General features: G+C 69.5%; 19 protein-coding genes and 1 pseudogene. 12 read left to right on the forward strand and 8 right to left on the reverse strand.

Translation table 11 applies throughout. The features are described 5' to 3' along the window. Positions 1–111: 111 nt before the first annotated feature. Both ACIHAA_RS00860 and ACIHAA_RS00865 read right to left on the reverse strand, forming a co-directional pair. Complete coding sequence (locus ACIHAA_RS00860) at positions 112–789, reverse strand: potassium channel family protein (RefSeq protein WP_399811226.1); 678 nt, start codon at positions 787–789, stop codon at positions 112–114. Further along, the gene (locus ACIHAA_RS00865) at positions 789–1460 is read right to left on the reverse strand and encodes a potassium channel family protein (protein ID WP_399811229.1); all 672 of its coding nucleotides are present in this window, start codon (positions 1458–1460) and stop codon (positions 789–791) included. The genes ACIHAA_RS00860 and ACIHAA_RS00865 overlap by 1 nt, the downstream gene beginning before the upstream one ends. A gap of 407 nt (positions 1461–1867) precedes the next feature. Here ACIHAA_RS00865 and ACIHAA_RS00870 point away from each other — a divergent pair, with 407 nt between their 5' ends. Together ACIHAA_RS00870 and ACIHAA_RS00875 are read left to right on the forward strand one after the other, a co-directional pair. Then, positions 1868–3919 carry an APC family permease gene (locus ACIHAA_RS00870; RefSeq protein WP_399811232.1) on the forward strand — a complete coding sequence of 684 codons (2052 nt, stop codon included), beginning with the start codon at positions 1868–1870 and terminating at the stop codon, positions 3917–3919. Positions 3920–4033: 114 nt separating this feature from the next. Further along, positions 4034–5362 carry a class I SAM-dependent RNA methyltransferase gene (locus ACIHAA_RS00875; protein WP_399811234.1) on the forward strand — a complete coding sequence of 443 codons (1329 nt, stop codon included), beginning with the start codon at positions 4034–4036 and terminating at the stop codon, positions 5360–5362. Between the two features lie 73 nt (positions 5363–5435). Here ACIHAA_RS00875 and ACIHAA_RS00880 read toward each other — a convergent pair whose 3' ends face one another. From ACIHAA_RS00880 to ACIHAA_RS00895, 4 genes and pseudogenes are all read right to left on the reverse strand, one after another. Next, complete coding sequence (locus ACIHAA_RS00880; protein WP_399811236.1) at positions 5436–5915, reverse strand: zinc-binding dehydrogenase; 480 nt, start codon at positions 5913–5915, stop codon at positions 5436–5438. Positions 5916–6027: 112 nt separating this feature from the next. After that, a pseudogene (locus ACIHAA_RS00885) lies at positions 6028–6291 on the reverse strand (hypothetical protein); the annotation flags it as partial. Then, complete coding sequence (locus ACIHAA_RS00890; protein WP_399811238.1) at positions 6288–7154, reverse strand: helix-turn-helix transcriptional regulator; 867 nt, start codon at positions 7152–7154, stop codon at positions 6288–6290. The pseudogene ACIHAA_RS00885 and the gene ACIHAA_RS00890, both read right to left, overlap by 4 nt. A gap of 240 nt (positions 7155–7394) precedes the next feature. Beyond that, a complete protein-coding gene (locus ACIHAA_RS00895; RefSeq protein ID WP_399811240.1) occupies positions 7395–8624 on the reverse strand; it encodes an alpha/beta fold hydrolase in 1230 nt (409 codons plus the stop codon). A 141-nt stretch (positions 8625–8765) separates the two neighbouring features. On the opposite strand from ACIHAA_RS00895, the gene ACIHAA_RS00900 reads away from it, so the two are divergent. The 9 genes from ACIHAA_RS00900 (at position 8766) to ACIHAA_RS00940 (ending at position 17661) form a co-directional block, all read left to right on the forward strand. Next, the gene (locus ACIHAA_RS00900) at positions 8766–9359 is read left to right on the forward strand and encodes a TetR/AcrR family transcriptional regulator (RefSeq protein ID WP_399811242.1); all 594 of its coding nucleotides are present in this window, start codon (positions 8766–8768) and stop codon (positions 9357–9359) included. 366 nt (positions 9360–9725) lie between these two features. Next, complete coding sequence (locus tag ACIHAA_RS00905; protein WP_399811244.1) at positions 9726–10208, forward strand: VanZ family protein; 483 nt, start codon at positions 9726–9728, stop codon at positions 10206–10208. Between the two features lie 265 nt (positions 10209–10473). Continuing rightward, positions 10474–11217: an SGNH hydrolase domain-containing protein gene (locus ACIHAA_RS00910; protein WP_399811247.1), complete on the forward strand. Its 744-nt coding sequence runs from the start codon at positions 10474–10476 to the stop codon at positions 11215–11217. A 16-nt stretch (positions 11218–11233) separates the two neighbouring features. Continuing rightward, on the forward strand, positions 11234–12409 hold the full coding sequence (locus tag ACIHAA_RS00915; RefSeq protein ID WP_399811249.1) for an acyltransferase family protein: 1176 nt from the start codon (positions 11234–11236) through the stop codon (positions 12407–12409). A gap of 94 nt (positions 12410–12503) precedes the next feature. Beyond that, the gene (locus ACIHAA_RS00920; RefSeq protein WP_399811252.1) at positions 12504–13202 is read left to right on the forward strand and encodes a response regulator; all 699 of its coding nucleotides are present in this window, start codon (positions 12504–12506) and stop codon (positions 13200–13202) included. Then, the gene (locus ACIHAA_RS00925) at positions 13199–14650 is read left to right on the forward strand and encodes a sensor histidine kinase (RefSeq protein ID WP_399811255.1); all 1452 of its coding nucleotides are present in this window, start codon (positions 13199–13201) and stop codon (positions 14648–14650) included. Before ACIHAA_RS00920 ends, ACIHAA_RS00925 begins: the two co-directional genes overlap by 4 nt. Beyond that, a complete protein-coding gene (locus ACIHAA_RS00930; RefSeq protein WP_399811258.1) occupies positions 14647–15177 on the forward strand; it encodes a hypothetical protein in 531 nt (176 codons plus the stop codon). The genes ACIHAA_RS00925 and ACIHAA_RS00930 overlap by 4 nt, the downstream gene beginning before the upstream one ends. 282 nt (positions 15178–15459) lie before the next feature. After that, entirely contained in the window at positions 15460–16302 is an 843-nt protein-coding gene (locus ACIHAA_RS00935; RefSeq protein ID WP_399811261.1) for a hypothetical protein, read from the forward strand. 210 nt (positions 16303–16512) lie between these two features. Then, entirely contained in the window at positions 16513–17661 is a 1149-nt protein-coding gene (locus tag ACIHAA_RS00940; protein ID WP_399811264.1) for a PP2C family protein-serine/threonine phosphatase, read from the forward strand. A gap of 78 nt (positions 17662–17739) precedes the next feature. On the opposite strand, the gene ACIHAA_RS00945 is transcribed toward ACIHAA_RS00940, so the two are convergent. Further along, positions 17740–18564: an alpha/beta fold hydrolase gene (locus ACIHAA_RS00945; RefSeq protein ID WP_399811266.1), complete on the reverse strand. Its 825-nt coding sequence runs from the start codon at positions 18562–18564 to the stop codon at positions 17740–17742. A gap of 19 nt (positions 18565–18583) precedes the next feature. Continuing rightward, positions 18584–19093 (reverse strand): cupin domain-containing protein, encoded by a 510-nt coding sequence (locus tag ACIHAA_RS00950; protein WP_399811269.1) that lies wholly within the window; start codon positions 19091–19093, stop codon positions 18584–18586. 136 nt (positions 19094–19229) lie between these two features. On the opposite strand from ACIHAA_RS00950, the gene ACIHAA_RS00955 reads away from it, so the two are divergent. After that, positions 19230–19844 carry a TetR/AcrR family transcriptional regulator gene (locus ACIHAA_RS00955; RefSeq protein ID WP_399811272.1) on the forward strand — a complete coding sequence of 205 codons (615 nt, stop codon included), beginning with the start codon at positions 19230–19232 and terminating at the stop codon, positions 19842–19844. Positions 19845–19944 lie beyond the last annotated feature (100 nt).

The raw sequence follows: 19944 nt of genomic DNA on the forward strand, positions 1-19944 counted from the left end.
GGTCGGCCGGTCGACCGTTCGCCGGCGGCGGCTGATCGTTTCAGCCGCCGCCAGCCGCATCCCCGGCGAGGGCCCGTCGGACACGGGGCCGACGGGCCAGCCCTCGGAGTTCTAGCCCTCGGAGTTCTCCCGGCGGACGGAGAGCAGGTCCTCCAGCTGTTCCTCGCGCGCCTGAGCCGCCACGAACAGCAGTTCGTCGCCCGCCTCCAGGGAGTCCTCCTGGGACGGGGTGAGCACCCGGGTGCCGCGGATGATGGTCACCAGCGAGGTGTCCTGCGGCCACTCCACGTCACCGACCTGGGTACCGGCCAGAGCGGACTCCGGCGGCAGGGTCAGCTCCACCAGGTTCGCGTCGCCGTGGCTGAAACGGAGCAGACGGACCAGGTCGCCGACGCTCACCGCCTCCTCCACCAGCGCGGACATCAGACGCGGGGTGGAGACGGCCACGTCCACGCCCCAGGACTCGTTGAAGAGCCATTCGTTCTTCGGGTTGTTGACCCGGGCGACGACCCGCGGGACGCCGTACTCCGTCTTCGCCAGCAGGGAGACGACCAGGTTCACCTTGTCGTCGCCCGTCGCGGCGATCACCACGCTGCAACGCTGAAGCGCCGCCTCGTCCAGGGACGTGATCTCACAGGCGTCGGCCAGCAGCCACTCCGCCTGCGGGACGCGCTCGACCGAGATGGCGGTCGGCGCCTTGTCGATCAGCAGGACCTCGTGTCCGTTCTCCAGCAGTTCGCCCGCGATCGAGCGGCCCACGGCACCGGCACCGGCAATGGCGACCCTCATCAGTGCGCGCCCTCTCCTTCAGGACCCTTGGCGAACGCCGCCTCGACCTTCTCCACCTCGTGCGTCCGCATCATCACGTGCACCAGATCGCCCTCCTGCAACACCGTCTGCGAGGTGGGCAGCATCGTCTCGCCCAGCCGGGTGAGGAACGCCACGCGGACACCGGTCTCCTCCTGGAGCCTGCTGACCTTGTGACCGATCCAGGCCGGGGAGGTGTGCACCTCGGCGAGCTGGACGCCCCCGGTGGGGTCCCGCCACAGCGGCTCGGCGCCCGAGGGCAGCAGTCGGCGCAGCATCTGGTCGGCCGTCCACCGCACGGTCGCCACGGTGGGAATGCCCAGGCGCTGGTAGACCTCCGCGCGGCGGGGGTCGTAGATACGGGCCGCGACGTTCTCGATGCCGAACATCTCGCGGGCCACCCGCGCAGCGATGATGTTCGAGTTGTCCCCGCTGGAGACCGCGGCGAAGGCGCCGGCCTCCTCGATTCCCGCCTCGCGCAGGGTGTCCTGGTCGAAGCCGACTCCCGTGACGCGGCGGCCGCCGAACCCGGAGCCCAGCCGTCGGAAGGCAGTGGGGTCCTGGTCGATCACGGCGACCGTGTGCCCCTGTTGCTCCAGGGTCTGGGCAAGAGCGGAGCCCACTCTTCCGCAGCCCATGATGACGATGTGCACGACCGTCCTTCCGATGTCGATGGTCACTGGCTCGGCCGAAACGCCAAGAACGCCTAGAACGTCAAGAACAGGGTCTCAGACCGCCGCCCAAGCTACACACGTGCGGTCACCAAGGGGACCCCCCGCGCAGGCGTGCCGGACAGCTCCACGTCACCGGCGCCCGTCGGGCCGGGCCGCCGGGAATATGAGGATTCCGGGGCCGCGGAGCCGCGCGCGGGCCCGGCCGCCCCCGCCCGCGCGCGCCCCCGACCCTCTCCGGGCGGCAGCGGAAGGGGTTTTGCCGCGGCGCCACGCGAAACTCCCCACCTGCGGAATCCGCAGCAAAGGCGCTCGGCGAATTCACCCGTGAGGCAGATCTCCATCCGCGGCTGGGACACTCCGGGACCGACCCCTTACGATCCTCTCTTGTGTCCAAACTGACCGACGTGCCCAAACGGATCCTCATCGGGCGCGCACTGCGCAGTGACCGGCTGGGGGAGACCCTCCTGCCGAAGCGCATCGCACTCCCCGTCTTCGCCTCCGACCCGCTCTCCTCCGTGGCCTACGCCCCCGGGGAGGTGCTGCTGGTCCTGTCCATCGCGGGCGTGTCGGCCTACCACTTCAGCCCCTGGATCGCGGCCGCCGTCGTCGTACTCATGTTCACGGTGGTCGCGTCCTACCGGCAGAACGTGCACGCGTACCCGAGCGGCGGCGGCGACTACGAGGTGGCCACCACCAACCTCGGGCCCAAGGCCGGCCTCACCGTCGCCAGCGCCCTGCTCGTCGACTACGTCCTCACCGTCGCGGTGTCCATCTCCTCGGGCATCGAGAACCTCGGCTCCGCCGTCCCCTTCGTCGTCCAGCACAAGGTGCTCTGCGCGGTCGCCGTGGTCGTGCTCCTCACCCTGATGAACCTGCGCGGGGTCAAGGAGTCCGGCACCCTCTTCGCGATCCCGACCTATGTCTTCGTCGCGGGCGTGTTCATCATGATCGCGTGGGGTGCCTTCCGCGGCCTGGTCCTCGGCGACACCATGCGCGCGCCCACCGCCTCGTACGAGATCCGGGCCGAGCACCAGGGCCTGGCGGGCTTCGCGCTCGTCTTCCTGCTGCTGCGCGCCTTCTCCTCCGGCTGTGCCGCCCTCACCGGTGTCGAGGCCATCTCCAACGGCGTCCCGGCCTTCCGCAAGCCCAAGTCGAAGAACGCGGCCACCACGCTCGCGATGATGGGTCTGCTCGCCGTCACCATGTTCTGCGGCATCATCGTGCTCGCCATGACGACCAAGGTCCGGATGGCCGAGAACCCGGCCACCGACCTGCTCCGCAACGGGGCCGGGGTGGGCTCCGGCTATGTCCAGAACCCGGTGATCTCCCAGGTCGCCGAGGCCGTCTTCGGCAAGGGCAGCCTGCTGTTCATCGTCCTCGCCGCGGCCACCGCGCTGGTGCTTTTCCTCGCCGCCAACACCGCCTACAACGGCTTCCCGCTGCTCGGCTCGATCCTCGCCCAGGACCGCTACCTGCCGCGCCAGCTCCACACCCGCGGCGACCGCCTCGCCTTCTCCAACGGCATCGTGCTGCTCGCGGGCGCGGCCACCATGCTGATCTGCATCTACGGCGCCGACTCCACCCGGCTGATCCAGCTGTACATCGTCGGTGTCTTCGTGTCGTTCACGCTGAGTCAGACCGGCATGGTCCGCCACTGGAACCGGCACCTGGCCACCGAGCAGGACCCCGCCAAGCGCCGCCACATGGTCCGCTCGCGCGCCATCAACGCCTTCGGCGCCTTCTTCACCGGCCTGGTCCTGGTCGTCGTCCTGGTCACGAAGTTCACCCACGGCGCCTGGGTCGCCCTGCTCGGCATGTGCATCTTCTACGCCACGATGACGGCGATCCGCCGCCACTACGACCGGGTGTCGGAGGAACTCGCCGCCCCCGAGGCCCCCAGCGACGACAGTGTGCGCCCCTCCCGCGTCCACTCGGTGGTCCTGATCTCCAAGATCCACCGCCCGACGCTGCGCGCCCTCGCCTACGCCAGGCTGCTGCGCACCGACACCCTGGAGGCGCTCAGCGTCAACGTCGACCCGGCGGAGACCAAGGCCCTCAAGGACGAGTGGGAGCGGCGCGGCATCGACGTACCGCTGAAGATCCTCGACTCCCCGTACCGCGAGATCACCCGGCCGGTGATCGAGTACGTGAAGAGCCTGCGCCGCGAGTCCCCGCGCGACGCCGTGTCCGTGATCATCCCTGAGTACGTCGTCGGCCGCTGGTACGAGCATCTGCTGCACAACCAGAGCGCACTGCGGCTCAAGGGCCGGCTGCTGTTCACGCCCGGTGTCATGGTGACCTCGGTGCCGTACCAGCTGGAGTCGTCCGAACTGGCGAAGCAGCGGGCCCGCAGGCGGCAGGACTGGAACGCCCCCGGTGCGGTGCGCCGCGGCCCCGCCGAACAGCGCGCCAAGGAGTCGTCGGCCTCGGAGTCCTGAACCGGGCCCCGCCTCTCCTGGTGAACGGCCGGACGACAGCCACGTAGACTGGTGGGCTGTCGTCCGGCCGCGCCGTTCGTCCCCCTTCCCCCTCTCGTCTGGAGTCGTCCCACCATGCAGGCAGTACCGAAGAAGTCGCTGGTGGGCGAGGAGTACGAGGTCGAGATCGGCCCCGTCGCCCATGGCGGCCACTGCATCGCCCGTACCGAGACCGGCCAGGTCCTCTTCGTCCGGCACACCCTGCCCGGGGAGCGGGTGGTGGCCCGGGTGACGGAGGGCGAGGAGGGAGCCCGCTTTCTGCGCGCGGACGCGGTGCGGGTGCTCCAGGCGTCCAAGGACCGCATCGACACGCCCTGCCCCTACGCGGGCCCCGGCCGCTGCGGCGGCTGCGACTGGCAGCACGCCAAGCCGGGCGCCCAGCGGAGGCTGAAGGGCGAGGTGATCGCCGAGCAGCTGCTGCGGCTCGCGGGCCTCACCCCCGAGGAGGCGGGCTGGGACGGCACGGTCCTCCCGGCCGAGGGCGACAAGCTACCGGCCGGCGAGGTGCCGCAGTGGCGCACCCGGGTCCAGTACGCGGTGGACCCGGCCGGCCGCGCGGGCCTGCGCCGCCACCGCTCGCACGAGGTCGAACCGGTCGAGCACTGCATGATCGCCGCCGAGGGCGTCAGCGAGCTGGGCATCGAGAAGCGGGACTGGACGGGCATGGACTCCGTCGAGGCGATCGCGGCCACGGGCTCCGGTGACCGCCAGGTCGTCCTGACCCCGAAGCCGGGTGCGCGGCTGCCGCTGGTCGAACTGGACAAGCCGGTCTCGGTCCTGCGCGTCGACGAGAAGACCGGTGGTGTGCACCGCGTCCACGGCCGCCCCTTCGTCCGCGAACGCGCCGACGGCCGCACCCACCGCGTCGGCAACAGCGGCTTCTGGCAGGTCCACCCGAAGGCCGCGGACACCCTGGTCACCGCGGTGATGCAGGGCCTGCTGCCCCGCAAGGGCGAGATGGCGCTCGACCTGTACTGCGGCGTCGGCCTCTTCGCGGGAGCCCTCGCGGACCGCCTGGGCGAGAAGGGCGCGGTCCTCGGCATCGAATCCGGCAAGCGCGCCGTCGAGGACGCCCGGCACAACCTCGCCGACTTCCCCCGGGTACGCATCGAACAGGGCAAGGTCGAATCCGTCCTGCCCCGCACCGGCATCACCGAGGTCGACCTCATCGTCCTCGACCCCCCACGCGCGGGCGCAGGCCGCACCACGGTCCACCAGCTCACCTCCCTCACCCCCCGCCGCATCGCCTACGTAGCCTGCGACCCGGCAGCCCTGGCCCGCGACCTGGGGTACTTCCGGGACGGGGGGTACCGGGTGCGGACACTGCGGGCGTTCGATCTGTTTCCGATGACGCACCACGTGGAGTGCGTGGCGATTCTTGAGCCTGCCGAAAAGGGACGCTGACCTGCGGTTTCAGGGGGTGTGCTGGGTGCGCGCCATGTGCGTTACGGGCGGGGAAGGGCCGATGTCTACGGGCCTACGGGTGGGTGGCTCCGTGTGAGAACGTCGCGACGGTGAGGACCAGCTTGCCGGTGGTCTGCCCGGATTCGATGCGGCGGTGTGCTTCTGCGGCCTGTTCAAGCGGCAGGGCCTCGGCCTGTACCCGCAGGGTTCCCTGTGCCGCGGCGTGTACGGCGCGGCACAGGGCCTGCCCGGCCTCCTCGGGGAAGGCTGCGGAGAAGGCGGCGAGGTTGAAGCCGGAGACGGTCTTGTTGGTGAACCACAGGTGGTTGGCCAGGATGCCGACGTCGTCAGCGCCCGAGGCGTTGCCCATCACCACCAGCCGTCCCATGGGGGCCAGCCGGTCCAGGCTGGCGGTGCGGGAGGGGCCGCCGACCATGTCGACGACGATGTCGAACTCGCCTGCCTCGGCGATCCGGTCGCGCAGGATCACCTCGTCGTAGCCGAAGCGCATGGCGGTCTCGATCTTCGCTTGGCTGCCGACCGTCCCTACCACGCGGCCGGCGCCCAGACACCTCGGCGTATCCGCCGCTGTCGACGATCGTCAGTGCGGCCACCGGCTGGCCGACCCTCAGGTCCGTGACGCCTTCGCCGACGGCCCGAATGAGGCCGGAGACCTCGATGCCGGGCACGAAGGGCAGCGGCACGTCCACCACGCCGCGCCGGTAGAGGACCTCGGCGAAGTTGGCGCCCGCATAAGCCACGTCGATGGCCACCTGGCCGGGGCCTGGCTCGGGGATCGGCATCCACTCGACGCGGAGCACCTCGCACTCGCCGAACTCAGGGATGGTCACTGCCTTCATGTGCGTGTGGTTGCTCTTCATGGCAGTGATCCTCCTCGGACGCCACCATGTCCGGCAGTGCCGGCTCATCCTGGGTGTGACACCACCAGGCTGCGCGCATCCAAGAGCTGCTCCAGCCGTTCCTGGGTGTCGGTGCCCGGACGGGGGTTGTGCAGGATCAGGTGGTGGCCGGGAAGCTCGGGCAGCGGCAGCAGGGTGGCGTCGAAGACCAGCGTTCCGGCTTCCGGGTGGTCGACCGCCTTGACCGCGCTGGTGTGCTCCGCCACGTCGTGGCGCTCCCACAGCTCGGCGAACTCCGTGCTGCTCTGAGTCAGCTTCTCGGCGATGCGGTCGAACTCCGGGTCCTCGGGGTAGCGCGCGGCATCGGCACGGAAACCGGCGACCACGTACGGGGCGGTCTCGGCCCAGTGCCGGTGCAGAACCCGGTAGCGGACGTTGCTGAAGTACGACACCAGACAGTTGTGGTCGCTCTCGCCGTAGCCGAACACGATGCGGGCGGCGTCGTTGATGTCGGTGAAGTTCCAGTGGCGGTCGCGGATGTACCCGGGCCGCGGCGACCAGGCGTCGAGCAGCCGCCGCACCTGCGGCGGGGCAGGCGCCGATGGCGCCGAGGCGACCTGCGGTGGGTTGAGGCCGGCCAGCCGGTACAGATGCGCGTGCTCGGTGGAATCCAGCAGCAGCACACGCGCGATCGCGTCGAGCACCTCCTCCGAGACCTTGATGTCGCGCCCCTGCTCCAACCACGTGTACCAGGACACCCCGACCCCGGCGAGCACCGCGACCTCCTCGCGCCGCAGCCCCGGTGTGCGCCGCCGCCCGCCCTCCGGCATTCCGACATCCGCAGGCGAGATCCGAGCCCGGCGACTGCGCAGGAACTCGCGAAGCTCGACGCGACGGCGGTCACGAGAGACGGCAGAGCGATCACTGGTCATGGCATCCACCCCAAGCAGCCCCTCCGGGCGGTCCGGCTGCGCAGACCCCACAGTACGTGGCCCTGTACCAGGCACTGCACGCAACTGCCGGCGCCTTGCGCTGACTTCTTCGTGCTGTGGCAGGTGTGCCGGACGGCGCGCCAGGTGCCGTCGTAGAACTCCTCGTGGACCGTGGCTTCGTGGCCGATGACGGGCTTGATGCCGTTGCGGGCCACGGGAGTTCTTCCCTCCGGGAGGGGTTCAGCGGGTGGCGTTGACGTCGAGGGTGTCGTCGAGCCAGTCGTAGATGCGGGCCTGGGCCAGGCGCATGGCGCCGGGGTGGCAGTGGGCTCCCGCGCCTTCCTCGGTGGTGAAGGCCATGAGGGTCTTGGGGCAGGTCAGGTGGTCGTAGAGCTGTTCGGGCTGGCCCTTGAAGAACATGTCCTCCACGGCGTCGCAGATGAGGGTGGGGCACTGGATCTGCTCGGCGATGCCGTCGGCGAGGGTGTAGTCGAGGTAGGAGGCGTTGAAGGCGCGGGGGGTGTCGACGCCCATGACGTACATGCCGTGGTTCATGGCCCAGCGGGAGATCGGGTCCTTGGCCATGAGCTGTTCGAGGGCGGCGTCGAGTTCCGGGGCGGCCTCCGCCCGCAGAAGCCGTTCGGCTTCCTGGCGGGTGCCGGGGATGTTGCGGACGGAGACCTGGCCGAGGTCGTAGAGGCCGTCGACGGTGATCAGCGCGGCCAGACGGTGTTCGAAGGCGGCGGCCCTGGGGGCGAGGACGCCGCCCATGCTGAGGCCCAGGAGCGCTATGCGGTGGTTGTCGGTCCCGGGGATGCTTTCGGCGAAGTTGACGACGGGCGTGATCACGTTCTCCCAGTCGGGGCGGAAGACCAGGTTCTGGTGGTGTCGTGGTCCGGGCATGCCGGGGCCGTCGAAGAGGAGCACGTTGTAGCCGCGCTCGACGCCTGCCATCGCTCCGAAGAAGTGCATTTCCTCCGCGGTGCCGTCGAAGCCGTTGTGCATGATCAGGGTCGGGCGAAGTGTCCCGGAGTCGTCGACGCGGTAGAGGTAGCCCGGCAGGGTGGTGTTCTCGTAGGGGATCTCGACGGGCTCGATGCGCGGAGTGGTGTAGAGGGCGGCCGCCGCCTTGAAGCACTCCACGGAACGGTCGTAGGTCTGGTCGTGGCGCGGGTCGCAGGGGCGGCCGTGCAGGAAGAACTCCGCCGACCGGTAGTAGTTCGACGCCCGTAGGAATCCGTCCCGGGCACTCACCCTGTGGCCGGCCTCCAGTGCCTTCTGGGCCTCGACGGAGACGCGGTCGGCGGTGGCGGCCCACTCGGTGTACCAGCTGTCGTAGTCGCCCTCGGTGATCCGTTCGGCGGTGGAGACGACCTCGCCGAAGTCCGCGCCGCCGTAGGCGATGTGGCTCATCGAGCGCAGGGTCTCGTACCAGAACTGGATGTTGTTCGGGAACAGAAGCTGCTGCATCGCACTCTCCTCAGAACATCGGCCATATGCCATCTGGCAGTGGCCATCGGACCCTCCATAAGCACAGATATGTGCTTGCGATGGCTGGAACTGTAGACCCGTCGGACCAGGGAAGCAAATATCTGTGCTTACGATGGGTGTATGAGCCCGAAGCAACCAGCGCCACGTATCCGCAAGAGCCCCGAGCAGGTCCGCTCGGCCGTCCATCAGGCGGTCGTCGACCTGCTCTCCGACCCGGAGGGAACCGACCTCTCCATCCCCGCCATCGCTCAGCGTGCGGGGGTCAACCACACCAGCATCTACCGGCGTTGGGGCAGTCGTGACGCGTTGCTCGCCGACGTGGTCACCACCCGTCTCGAACGGGACTCGCCCTTGACCGACACCGGGAGCCTGCGCGGGGATCTCATCGCCTGGGCGGCAGGCGGGGTGGCGAGCATCCGCACGCCGGAGGGCCGGATCCTCATCCGCGCCGTCGCCCTGTCCATGCCCCGCGGCGCCACCGCACAGGGGGAACGTGCACAGCAGTTCCAGCGCCGGATCGCCTCCATCGAGAGCATCCGGGAACGGGCAACGGCCCGCGGCGAGATCCCTCCGACCCTGGAGGAGATCCTGGATCATCTCATCGCGCCGCTCTACATTCGGGCGATCTTCGGCATCGACCCTCCGGCCACCGGCTACCCGGAACTGCTCGTGGACAGACTGCTCGGTAACACCCGCGCGCCCGGCATCGCGTGAACGCGGCACGCCCCCACGATCCGTGGCGCGGGGCGTCCTCGGAATTCCGGTCGTCGGGGAGGCAGGCCAGGGTATGGCCGGACCGGCAGGGCCAGTGCATTGCAGTGGTGACGGAGTGCCCGCAACGCACCGGTGTCACGGAACGTCTTTCCTGGTGAAACCGCGCCAATGGTGCCCAGTGGGCCGCAGGTGCAGAGTTCGATGTTTCGTACGGGAAGGACATAGAAATGATCGTCGCCTCGGCTGTTGTCGGCGTGGCCCCGTGGGGCAGCGGCAGTAAAAAGGACCCGGATCTGGCTTTCCGGGGTTGCCGGTCGGGCCGTCGGCTCGTCGTTGATATCGCACGCTTCGGGTGATCGGCCGCTCATGGGGTTCCAGTCCTTTCTGCTCATCGGTCTTCTCGGGGGCGCGGCGGTTTTCGCCGTCGCCACCGCGTACGGGCGTCCGCAGCGGCCGGGGCGCCGGGTCGCTCTCGCGCTCCTGTGTTTCTGGGTGGTCGGCGTCGTCTACTTCACCTTCGGCACGCCCTCGGGCGGTGGCCGGGCCCTCAATCTGAAGCCGCTGGACGTCACCCATACCGACGACCTCGTCGACGCCGCGCTGAACGTGCTGATGTTCGTTCCCGGCGGCCTCCTGCTCTCGGCGTTCTCGGTGCGCCGGTACCAGGCCGCGCTCTGGGGATTTACCGGTTCCTTCGCCATCGAAGCCACCCAGTACCTGACCGAGTCCGGGCGCAGCGCCGATGTCAATGACCTCTGTGCCAACACCGTTGGGGCGCTGATCGGTTGTGCCGGTGTCGCTCTGGTCGTTGACCGTATGGGGCCGGCACGTTCCCGCACGGGTACTTGAGCAGGCCGACGCGACGCGAACGCGTTGCACGTTCTCGGTCGTCTCCGGTGCCCGCGTGCGGCGGGTGCGGCGGGTCGGGGTCTTCATGAGTGTTTGTTGCCTGCTTTATGAGCAAATGATGACGGCGGCCGGACAGCGGCATTCGGTCTGTTCTGCTGGGCGCATGAACAGCAATCGCAGGTCTCGTTTCCCGTGTCGGCGTACGTTCCGGGGGGCCTCCCGTCATTCCCGTCCCTCCCGTCATTCTCGTTATTCCCTCGTCGCGGTGGCTTCGGCTGCCGCGCTCGGTGTCGCCTTGACCGGGTGTGGCAGTCAGGAAGCCGCTCCTCGGGCGGAGCGGAAGAGCACCGGTGCGAAGGTGCTGTGGGTGGGGGATTCCATCGCGGGGGCCGAAGGTCCCGCCATCGGGGCGGCTCTCAAAGCCAATGGCGTGGAATTCAAGGACATGTCGTCCGACGGTGGGGGAACGGTCGTCGCCGGCAGCGAGAAGATCACCAAGATGATCGCTGCTGACACTTGGAAGCAACTGGCCAAGAACGTCGCGTCGTTCAAGCCCACGGTGATCGCCTACCAGATCACCACATACGACTGGGGAAGCCGGAACCAGCAGCGCGCCGCCTACGAGAAGCTCGTCAAGACGGCCGAGGCAGCCGGGGCCAAGGCGGTGTTCGTCCCGGCTCCGCCCGTCAAGATCGACGATTTCTACAAGAAGTACGCGTCGCAGATGCGCAGCGCTCCCCAGGTGGCGCAGGAGGTGGCCAAGGGCAGCGGCGCCGCCGCGGTGTTCCTCGACTCCTCGCGGCTGTGGGGAACCGACGCCTCGGCGGAGCAGGCTCAGCGCGCGTCCGACGGTATCCACAACTGCCAGCAGGGGGCTGCCGCGTTCGCTTCCTGGTTTGCCGTACAACTCGGCAGGCAGGAGGGCTTCACGCCGGTAGCCGTGGACACCTGGGCCAAGGGGTCGTGGACCGGTGACGGCCGGTACGCCAATCTCAAGTGCGACAGCTGAGGGGACAGACCGTCCCATGAGTGACCGTCGTACGCACATCGCCGCCCTCGACGGGCTGCGCGGGTTCGCTGTCGCGGCCGTGCTGCTCTTCCACGCCGGACTTCTGCGCGGGGGTTTCCTGGGTGTCGATCTGTTCTTCGTGCTGTCGGGATTCCTGATCACCGGGCTGCTGCTCGGTGAGGCGGGGCGCGGCCGGGTGGCCCTGGCAGCGTTCTGGGGCCGCCGTGCCCGCCGTCTGCTGCCCGCCCTGGTCTGCGTGGCGGTCGTGTCCGTGTCGGCGACCTGGGCCTGGGGCACCTCGACCCAGCTACGGCTCGCTCTCGACGACCTGCCGTGGGTCGGGGCGCAGGCGGTCAACTGGCACTACATCACCGAGCAGATCGGTTACTGGAACGCCTCCGACACGCGGATCTTCGCCCACCTGTGGAGCATCGGCGTCGAGTGGCAGTTCTATCTGGTCTGGCCCCTGGTGGTGGCGGTCGTGGCGCGGGGCCGGTACGGCGAGCAGGTGGTGGCCCTGCTGGCGGGGACGGGTGCCCTGCTCTCCCTGGTTCAGGCCGTCTCGCTCGGTGCCGCGGTGGACACCACCCGAGCCTACGAGGGCACCGACACCCGCGCGTCGGCACTGCTGCTCGGGGCGCTCATGGCCACCGCACCGGTGCGCTCCATGGTGCGCCGGGTGCCACGCCGCGCGGCCGACCCGGTGTGCCTCGTCCTGGCGTGCGCACTCGCGGTGTCCTGGGCGGTGACCGAGGGCGAGAAGGCACCTCTGCTCTTCCGGGGCGGGCTGTTCCTGCACTCCCTGGCCGCAGCAGTGCTGATCGTCCTCATCGTTGGGGTCCCGGGAACCCGCGCGTCGCGGGTGGCGGGCGCTCGCCTGCCGACCCGCCTGGGCGAGATCTCGTACAGCCTGTATCTGTGGCACTGGCCGGTGTATCTGCTGGTGCTGCCACGGCTTTCCGGGCTCGGGGACTTGGGCGCCGCCGCCGTCGCCATCGGTGTGTCACTGGTGGCGGCCGAAGCGACGAAGCGGCTGGTCGAGGATCCGGTGCGATTCCGCTCGGGGTGGGCCCGCGGCCGGCGCGGCCCGGCGGCGGTGGCGGCTGCGGCCCTGATCGGGGTGGCGCTGTGGGCGGTGGTTCCGGTACCGGTGCCGGGCGCGGGCACCGTCGACATCAGCCGGTTGAAGTGAGCCACGCAACGAGCAGCGGCTTGACCGTACTGCGGGCAATTGCCTGGTATGCCTTGATGCCGGATGACGCACTCCGTCGGAAGGAGCCTTGTCCATGACGCGTGTCCTGCTGATCGAGGACGATCCGGCCGTACGCCGCGGGATCGTCCTGGGCCTCGCCCGCCACGGGCATGAGACCGAGGCGGTCGGCACCGGGGAGGACGGTCTGGAGGCGCTGACCGCCTTCCGGCCCGACCTCGTCGTCCTCGATCTGATGCTGCCCGGCATGAGCGGTCTGGAGGTGTGCCGCCGTATCCGCGAGACCAGTCTCCTGCCGATCGTGATCCTGTCCGCGCGCGGCGACGACATCGACGTCGTCATCGGCCTGGAGGCGGGAGCCGACGACTATGTCGTCAAGCCCGCCAGCGCCGCGCTCATCGAAGCCCGGATGCGCGCGGTGCTACGCCGCGTCGCCCCCACCGCGCCCGACGCCGCACCACACACCGGGCCCACCACCGTGGGGGATCTCGAGATCGACCGCGACGCGCTCATCGTCCGCAAGCACGGCGAGGAGATCCCGCTCGCCCCGTCGGAGATGAAACTGCTGCTCTTTCTCAGCGCCGCACCGGAGCGGACCTTCAGCCGCCAGCAGCTGCTCGAAGACATCTGGGAGCACAGCTACTACGGGGACGCCCGCCTGGTCGACGCCTGCGTGATGCGGCTGCGCGCCAAGATCGAGGAGAGCCCGCGCCACCCGGTGTACGTGCAGACCGTCCGCGGCTTCGGCTACCGCTTCGGCCCCGTGCCCGCATGAGACTCGCGTTCCCCCGCGGCCTGCGTCCGCGCCTGGTCGTCGCCTTCCTCGTCACCGCCGCGCTCAGCTCTCTCATCACGGCCGCGCTCACCTTCCGCCAGGCCCGCAGCGCGATCCTGAACCGCACCCAGCAGGCCGCCGTCCACGACCTGCGCCTCCAGGTCGACTCACTCATCCCCAACCTGCCGCCCGACCCGACCTCCACGGACCTCCGCACCTTCGCCCGCCAACTGGACCTCGCCTCCGGCTCACGCGACTGGCGCACGGCCGTCGCCCGGGGCGGCGACCCGCTCATCGGCACCGCCGACGGGATCAGCGGCACCCTGCGCACCGCGGCCCGGGGCGGCAGCACCACCTTCTACGAGCGGGTGGCCGGAACCGACGGCCCCCGGCTCCTCATCGGCATGCCGGTGCGTTACACGGACCAGGGACAGGGAACGGGCAGGCCGTCAGGGCTCGTTGTCTACGCGACTCTCTCCCTGCGTGGTGAACAGGCCGACATCTCCGCACTGATCGCGGCGGCCTGGGCCGGAGCGGTACCCGCGCTCGCCCTCGCGGTCGGCGCCGCCCTCTTCGCGGCCCGACGGGTGCTGCGCCCGGTACGAGACCTGCGCACGGCGGCCGAGAACATCACGTCGGGAGCCCTGAACACACGCCTGGACGTCGTCGGCAACGACGAACTCGCCTCGCTCACCGGCACCTTCAACACCATGGCGGCCGCATTGGAGCGCGACGACGGCGAACTGCGGCGCATGGAGTCCAACGCCCGCCGGTTCGCCTCCGACGTCTCGCACGAGTTGCGCACCCCGCTCGCGGCGATGGCCGCCGTCACCGATGCCCTCGACGAGGACGCCCCCTCCGGCACACTGCCCCCGGAGACCGCCGACGCGGTCCTCCTCGTCAGCGAGGAGACCCGCAAACTGGCTGTCCTGGTGGAGGACCTGATGGAGATCTCCCGCTTCGACGCGGGCGCGGCAGTCCTCCACCTCGACCATGTCGGCCTCCGCACCGTCATCCGCAAGACGCTCCAGCTGCGCGGCTGGTGGGGGCGGGACGAGGTGATCACCGAGCTTCCCGAGGACGATCCGCGCATCGCAGTCGACGCACGCCGCATCGACGTCGCCCTCGCGAATCTGATCGGCAACGCGCTGCGGCACGGTGCCGCGCCCGTCACCGTCCGGGCAGCCGTGACCGGGGACAGCGCGGTGATCGAGGTCGCCGACCGTGGACCCGGGATCCCGGATGAGGTCCTGCCGCATGTCTTCGACCGTTTCTACAAGTCGGACGCCGCCCGGACCCGTTCCGAGGGCAGCGGCCTCGGGCTGGCCATCGCGAGGGAGAACGTACGTCTGCACCACGGCACCCTCACCGCCGCCAACCTCCCGGGCGGAGGCGCGGTGTTCACGATCACGCTCCCGTACCGGCCCATGCAGGAGGACCCGCCGTGAAGCGTCAAATCGCCGGGGCTGCCGCCCTGTTGACGGTCCTGCTCGCGGGCTGCGGCATCGGCCCCACCGGCCCGGTCCCGGCCGGTGCACCGGCTTCCGGCTTGAGGCCGGGATCCGTGTCCCATCACGTCCGTCTGTACTTCGTCGGCCCGTACGGCCTTCAGGCCGCAGTCCGCGAGGTGAACGCCCCCGCCACCCCGCAACTGGCCCTCGACCTCCTCCTCAAGGGCCCCGACACGGCCGAACGGGCCCGTGGTCTGATCACCGAGGTGCCCTCGCTCCCGGGCCACCTGACCGCGCGGGCCTCAGATGGAACCGTGGACCTGAACCTCCCCGTACCAGTGGCGAAGATGACGGGTGGAGGACTCGGCCTCAGCCAGATCATCTGTACGGCGGCCAACGCCGAGGTACCCGGCGGCAAGCAGCCCCCCGACGTGGACGTACGGGTCCATGAGGCGGGCTACGCGACGGCATGGACCGTGCGGTGCAACGCGGCGGGCAATGTGGTCCCCGTGCCGAACCGCTGATCTGCCCGGCCAGGCGCGCGCCGCGCCGCGCGCCTGGCCGGGCGGAAGACATCGGCCATTGTCGCACAATTCAATGACAAGGCGTCACTTTGCAAAATATTTAGCTCCACTATGGCGATTGATTACTTTATGGGGCAGTGTCGGACGTGATCGCGGACGCCAGAGCGAGGGCAACTGCCCCTGTTTTCAGCTTGAGCGGCGCTGGCGTCGCGTATTTCTGTCGAGAACCGCACAAGCCGAGAGGGAAGCATGACCATGTCATCGCGAAAGGGCGGATGCTCCATGCGTCGCCGCACCATGCGCCGGGCAGTACTCGTGGGAGCCTCGGGCACGCTGGCGGCAGCATCGCTCCTGATGAGCGCGAATCCGGCCTCCGCAAAGATCGGCGACCTCTATGAAGACCATGAAGTGTCCACCATCCTGGCTTCTTCGATACATCTGCCCCCGGCGGTGAACGAAGACAAGTTGCCCATGATCGAGTCGATGAACTTCACCAAGCTCACGAAGGAGGAACTGGACGCCGTCTACCCGTTCGCGAGGGTCGAGCAGGAGATCAAGGCGAAGGATCCCAATGCCGTAGTCAGCGATCTGACGGATCTGTACCTCCAGTTCTCGCCGGAGCAGCGGCGCGCCCTCCTGGCGGAGAACCCCAACGTCAACAACTTCACGGGATTCTCGGGCGTGCTGTCCAAGGAGCAAAGCCCTGCCATCAGCACGGACGGCTATACGGGAGCAGCCGACCGGAAGTTCACCACAAGTCACTCCGTGACCAACACCAACAGTGAGTCGGACACCCACACCGCCGGAGGGAAGGTCACCGCCAACGTCGGTTTCCTGGGCAGCGGAACAAGTGTGGAGGCGAGCTATTCGTACAGCACGATGTCGACGGACTCCACCGCCATGGAGATGTCGTCTTCGGACGAGAAGAGCCAGAAGATCCCGGAGAAGGCGCTCGGCTGGATCGAGGGTTACAAGAATGGCGCCGACTATGTCGGGTGGGTCACCTACAAGGAGCCCTCCACATCGGCGTACCAGGTCATTCCGGCGAAGGCCTTCTTCAAGTCCGACAAGGCGGCCTACCCCATTACGTGGATTCAGCGCGGCAAGGCGCTTCCCATCTTCTGATTCCTGACCCCGCGGAGTTCCTGCTCCACAGCGGCCACCAGGCCCTGGGCCTCCCGCATCCGGGAGGCCCAGGGCCGCAAAGGCATGTCGGCCCCCTTTCCGCTGCGACGCCGGTGCCGCCAACTGATCACGGTGAGTGACTGCCATTGGCTCCTTCGGGCGGGTCGTGCGAGGCTGGAGGGGCCGATCACCGACTGGTGAGGGAGTCGCATGATCCGCGGACCGGGTGACGCCGTGCGAGGCGGCTGCGCGTATCCGCGGCGCCCGTCCGAGAGGCGCGGCTGGGGACTGACCGCGGGTCTGGTGACCGCGATCGCCGCGATCCTGCTGGTGGACCTCGCGACCGGACCGGCCTTCCGGATCATCCAGATCTCGGTGATAGCGGCCGTCATCGCCGCGATGTACCGCACGGTGCGTCAAACCGTGATCGTGACCGCGGCCTTCTTCGCCGCGACGGTCACGATGTACGTCTACGGCTGGCGGCAGGCCGGACTCCCTACCTCCTACGCGGTCCTCGCGGGCGACCTGGCCATAGGCGCCGCGCTCGTGCGGTTGTGCGCGCTGCGCGGGCAGCGCGATCGCCTCCTCTCGGAGGCCCTGTCCGCCTCCGAGACGGTGCAGCGGTTCGTGATCCGCCCCTTTCCGCTGCACACCGAGGACGCGAGGGTCGACGGGTTCTACAGCTCCTCCACCCAGGCGGCGCTGGTGGGCGGGGACATCTACGAGGTGCTGTCCACCCCGCACGGCACCCGCGTCCTCATCGGCGACGTACGCGGCAAGGGACTGTCGGCGCTCCAGGCGGGGATGGCCGTCCTGGCCTCCTTCCGTGAGTGCGCCCACAGCGAACCCACCCTGCTGGGTGTGGCCGACCGGCTGGAGGGCGCCCTGTTGCGGCACAACCGGCAGACGGCGCAGGACGCGGAAGAGGGCGGGGAGGGCGAGAGTGACGCGCGCCGTTTTGTCACCGCGCTGCTGCTCCAGCTCGATTCCGGCGGGGACGCGCTGATCGTGCACTGCGGACACGTCCCGCCCTTCCTGCTCACCATGGGCGACGCCACCGAAGTACGGCTCACCGCGCCGGGGCTGCCGCTCGGACTGGACGAGCTGGCCCCGGACTCCCGCAGCGAACAGAAGATTTCCTTCGCCCCGGGGGACCGGCTGGCCCTGTGCACGGACGGGGTGACCGAGACCCGGGACGAGGGCGGCGCCGACTATCCGCTCGCCGCGCGGCTCCGCTCCTGGGCCGCCCTGCCCTCTCCCGAACTCCTCGAACGGTTGCAGCAGGACCTGGTGGACTTCGCCCGCCACGAACCCCGCGACGACATGGCCTTCCTCCTGGTCCGGGCACGGCACGGGTAGACGGAGACGCCGCCCCTGCCCGAGGACGGGCGCAGGGGCCCCTCCGTTCAGTCGCCGGACCGGTGCGCGATGTCGGCGTCAGTCGCCGGACCGGTGCGCGGAGTGGACGTCGGCGAAGTCCCAGACCGTGGTGAGGAGCTGCTCGGGGGTCTCGATCTGGGGCATGTGGCCGGTGCCGGGGAGTAGTTCGAACCGGGCACCGGGGATGGCGGCCGCATACGCCTGTCCGTACGCGGTGTCGCAGACCTGGTCGCTCTCCCCCCATGCGACGAGGACCGGGTGCGTGACCTTGGCCAGCCGCTCGCGCAGGGTGGGGTCGGCCATGGCATACGGGCCCGAATAGACCTGTAGCGCGGCCCGGTTGGCGGCCGCCGCCGCGCGCTGCTCGTCGGAGAAGGTGCTGGGGTCGATGCGGAACTTCTCGACGTCGTGGAAGGAGAGGACGGACAGTTCGGCGGGCGTCAGGGTGAAGGGGTCGGCGACCGGGTGGCCGGGGACGTCGACACCGACGGCGTTGACGAGGACCACACCGCTGATCCGGTCACTGCCGAGCAGGGCCATCTCGGCGGCGATCCAGCCGCCTATGGAGTTGCCGACGACAGTCACGCCGCTCAGGCCGAGTTCGTCCAGCAGGCGCACATAGATCCGGGCGAGGGCGGGGACACCGGTCAGCCAGTCGGGCCGGGTGGTGCCGCCGAAGCCGGGGTGTACGGGGGTGATGACGCGAGCCGCCCGCTGGTCGGCGAGGAGTCCGGCGAACCCGGCAACGGTCGCCGGACCGCCGCCGCCGTGCAGAAGCAGGAAGGGGCGGCCGTCGCCCCGTTCATCGACGCCGTAGGTCAGATCGACGTCGCCGGAGTCGAGGGTGAGAGTGAGGGTGTGGGTGTGGGCGGTGCTGGTCATGGAGGTCTCCCGGATTCGGTTACTGGCGTGCGGGATTGGTGGGATCGGCGGGATCGGTGGCGTGGGCCGTCTGTGCGTAGTCGGTCGCCGGGACCGTGGCGTACCGGCTCATCACCTCGACCGTCGTCTGCGGGGTCAGCTCCCGGCCGCCGGCGATCATGTCCCGCAGGTCGCGGAAGTACTGCACATACAGGTCGGGCGTAAAGGTGTTGAGCATGACCGCGGGCACGTCGCCGGGGTTGGCGAAGGTGTGCGGGGCGCCGGGCGGGATCATCGCGAGCGTGCCCGCGGGTGCGACGTGGGTGGTCTCACCGATGGTGAAGTGCACGGTGCCGGAGACGACGTAGAAACCCTCGTCGTGCCGGGCGTGGCGGTGCTGCGGCGGCCCTTCGGTGCCTGGCGCGAGGGTGATCTCACCGATCCCGAGACGGTGTCCGGTGGTGCTGCCGTCCTCAAGGATGCGGATCTGCGCCGGTCCCAGGCGGATCGTCTCCCCGTCGCCCGGCCCGACCACGGAAGCCTTGTTCATGGCCATCTCCTTCGTGAGAGTCGACTCTCGTGAAGGAGACTAGAGAGCCATTTCTCTTTATGCAAGTGAACTCTCATGATGAGAGTGATCGGTGATAAGGTCAGGTGGACACACCCATACGAAAGGGGATGGGCCGATGGTGGCGACGCAGACCGGTACCGGCCGCAGCAACCAGAAGAGGCGTACGCGTACGGCTCTCGTCGATGCCGCACGTGAACTCATCGCCTCGGGCGGCGAGATGACCATGCCCGCGGTCGCGCGCGCCGCGCTGGTCTCCGAGGCCACCGCCTACCGCTACTTCCCCGACCTGCCCTCGCTGATCGGCGAGGCCCTGGCCGGAGTATGGCCGCCCCCCGCCGAGGCGCTCGCACCGGTCGCGGACTCCACCGACCCCGCCGAACGGGTCGCCTTCGCCTGTGAGTTCCTGCTGCGCGGCGTGCTCCTCCGCCAGGGTGCGGTGCGCGCCATGATCGCGGCGACCATCACCCGGCCCGAGGAGGCGACCGCGAGACCGGGGATCCGTTTCGGGCTGATCGACTACGCGCTCGCCCCCCTGGAAGGAACTCTGGGGACGAGCGATCCCGAAGCCTTCGCCCAGCTCAAGCGGGACCTGGCCGTGACCGTCGGCGCGGAGGCCCTGTTCACCCTCACCGACCTGTGCGGCCTCGACCCCGACGACGCGGTCGCCAGCGCGGTGCGCACGGCGGCGACCCTGACCGAGGCGGCAGTGCGGGCCGCGGCACGGGGGTGAGCCGTACGTGGCCCAACACGGCCACACGATCCGGACGGCTTCGCGCCGGTGGGCCGGGGTTCTTAGATCCTTCTTAGGAATGCTCTACAGCATCGCCCTC

Origin of the sequence: Streptomyces sp. NPDC052040 (assembly GCF_044548405.1) — a bacterium.
Lineage (GTDB): Bacteria > Actinomycetota > Actinomycetes > Streptomycetales > Streptomycetaceae > Streptomyces.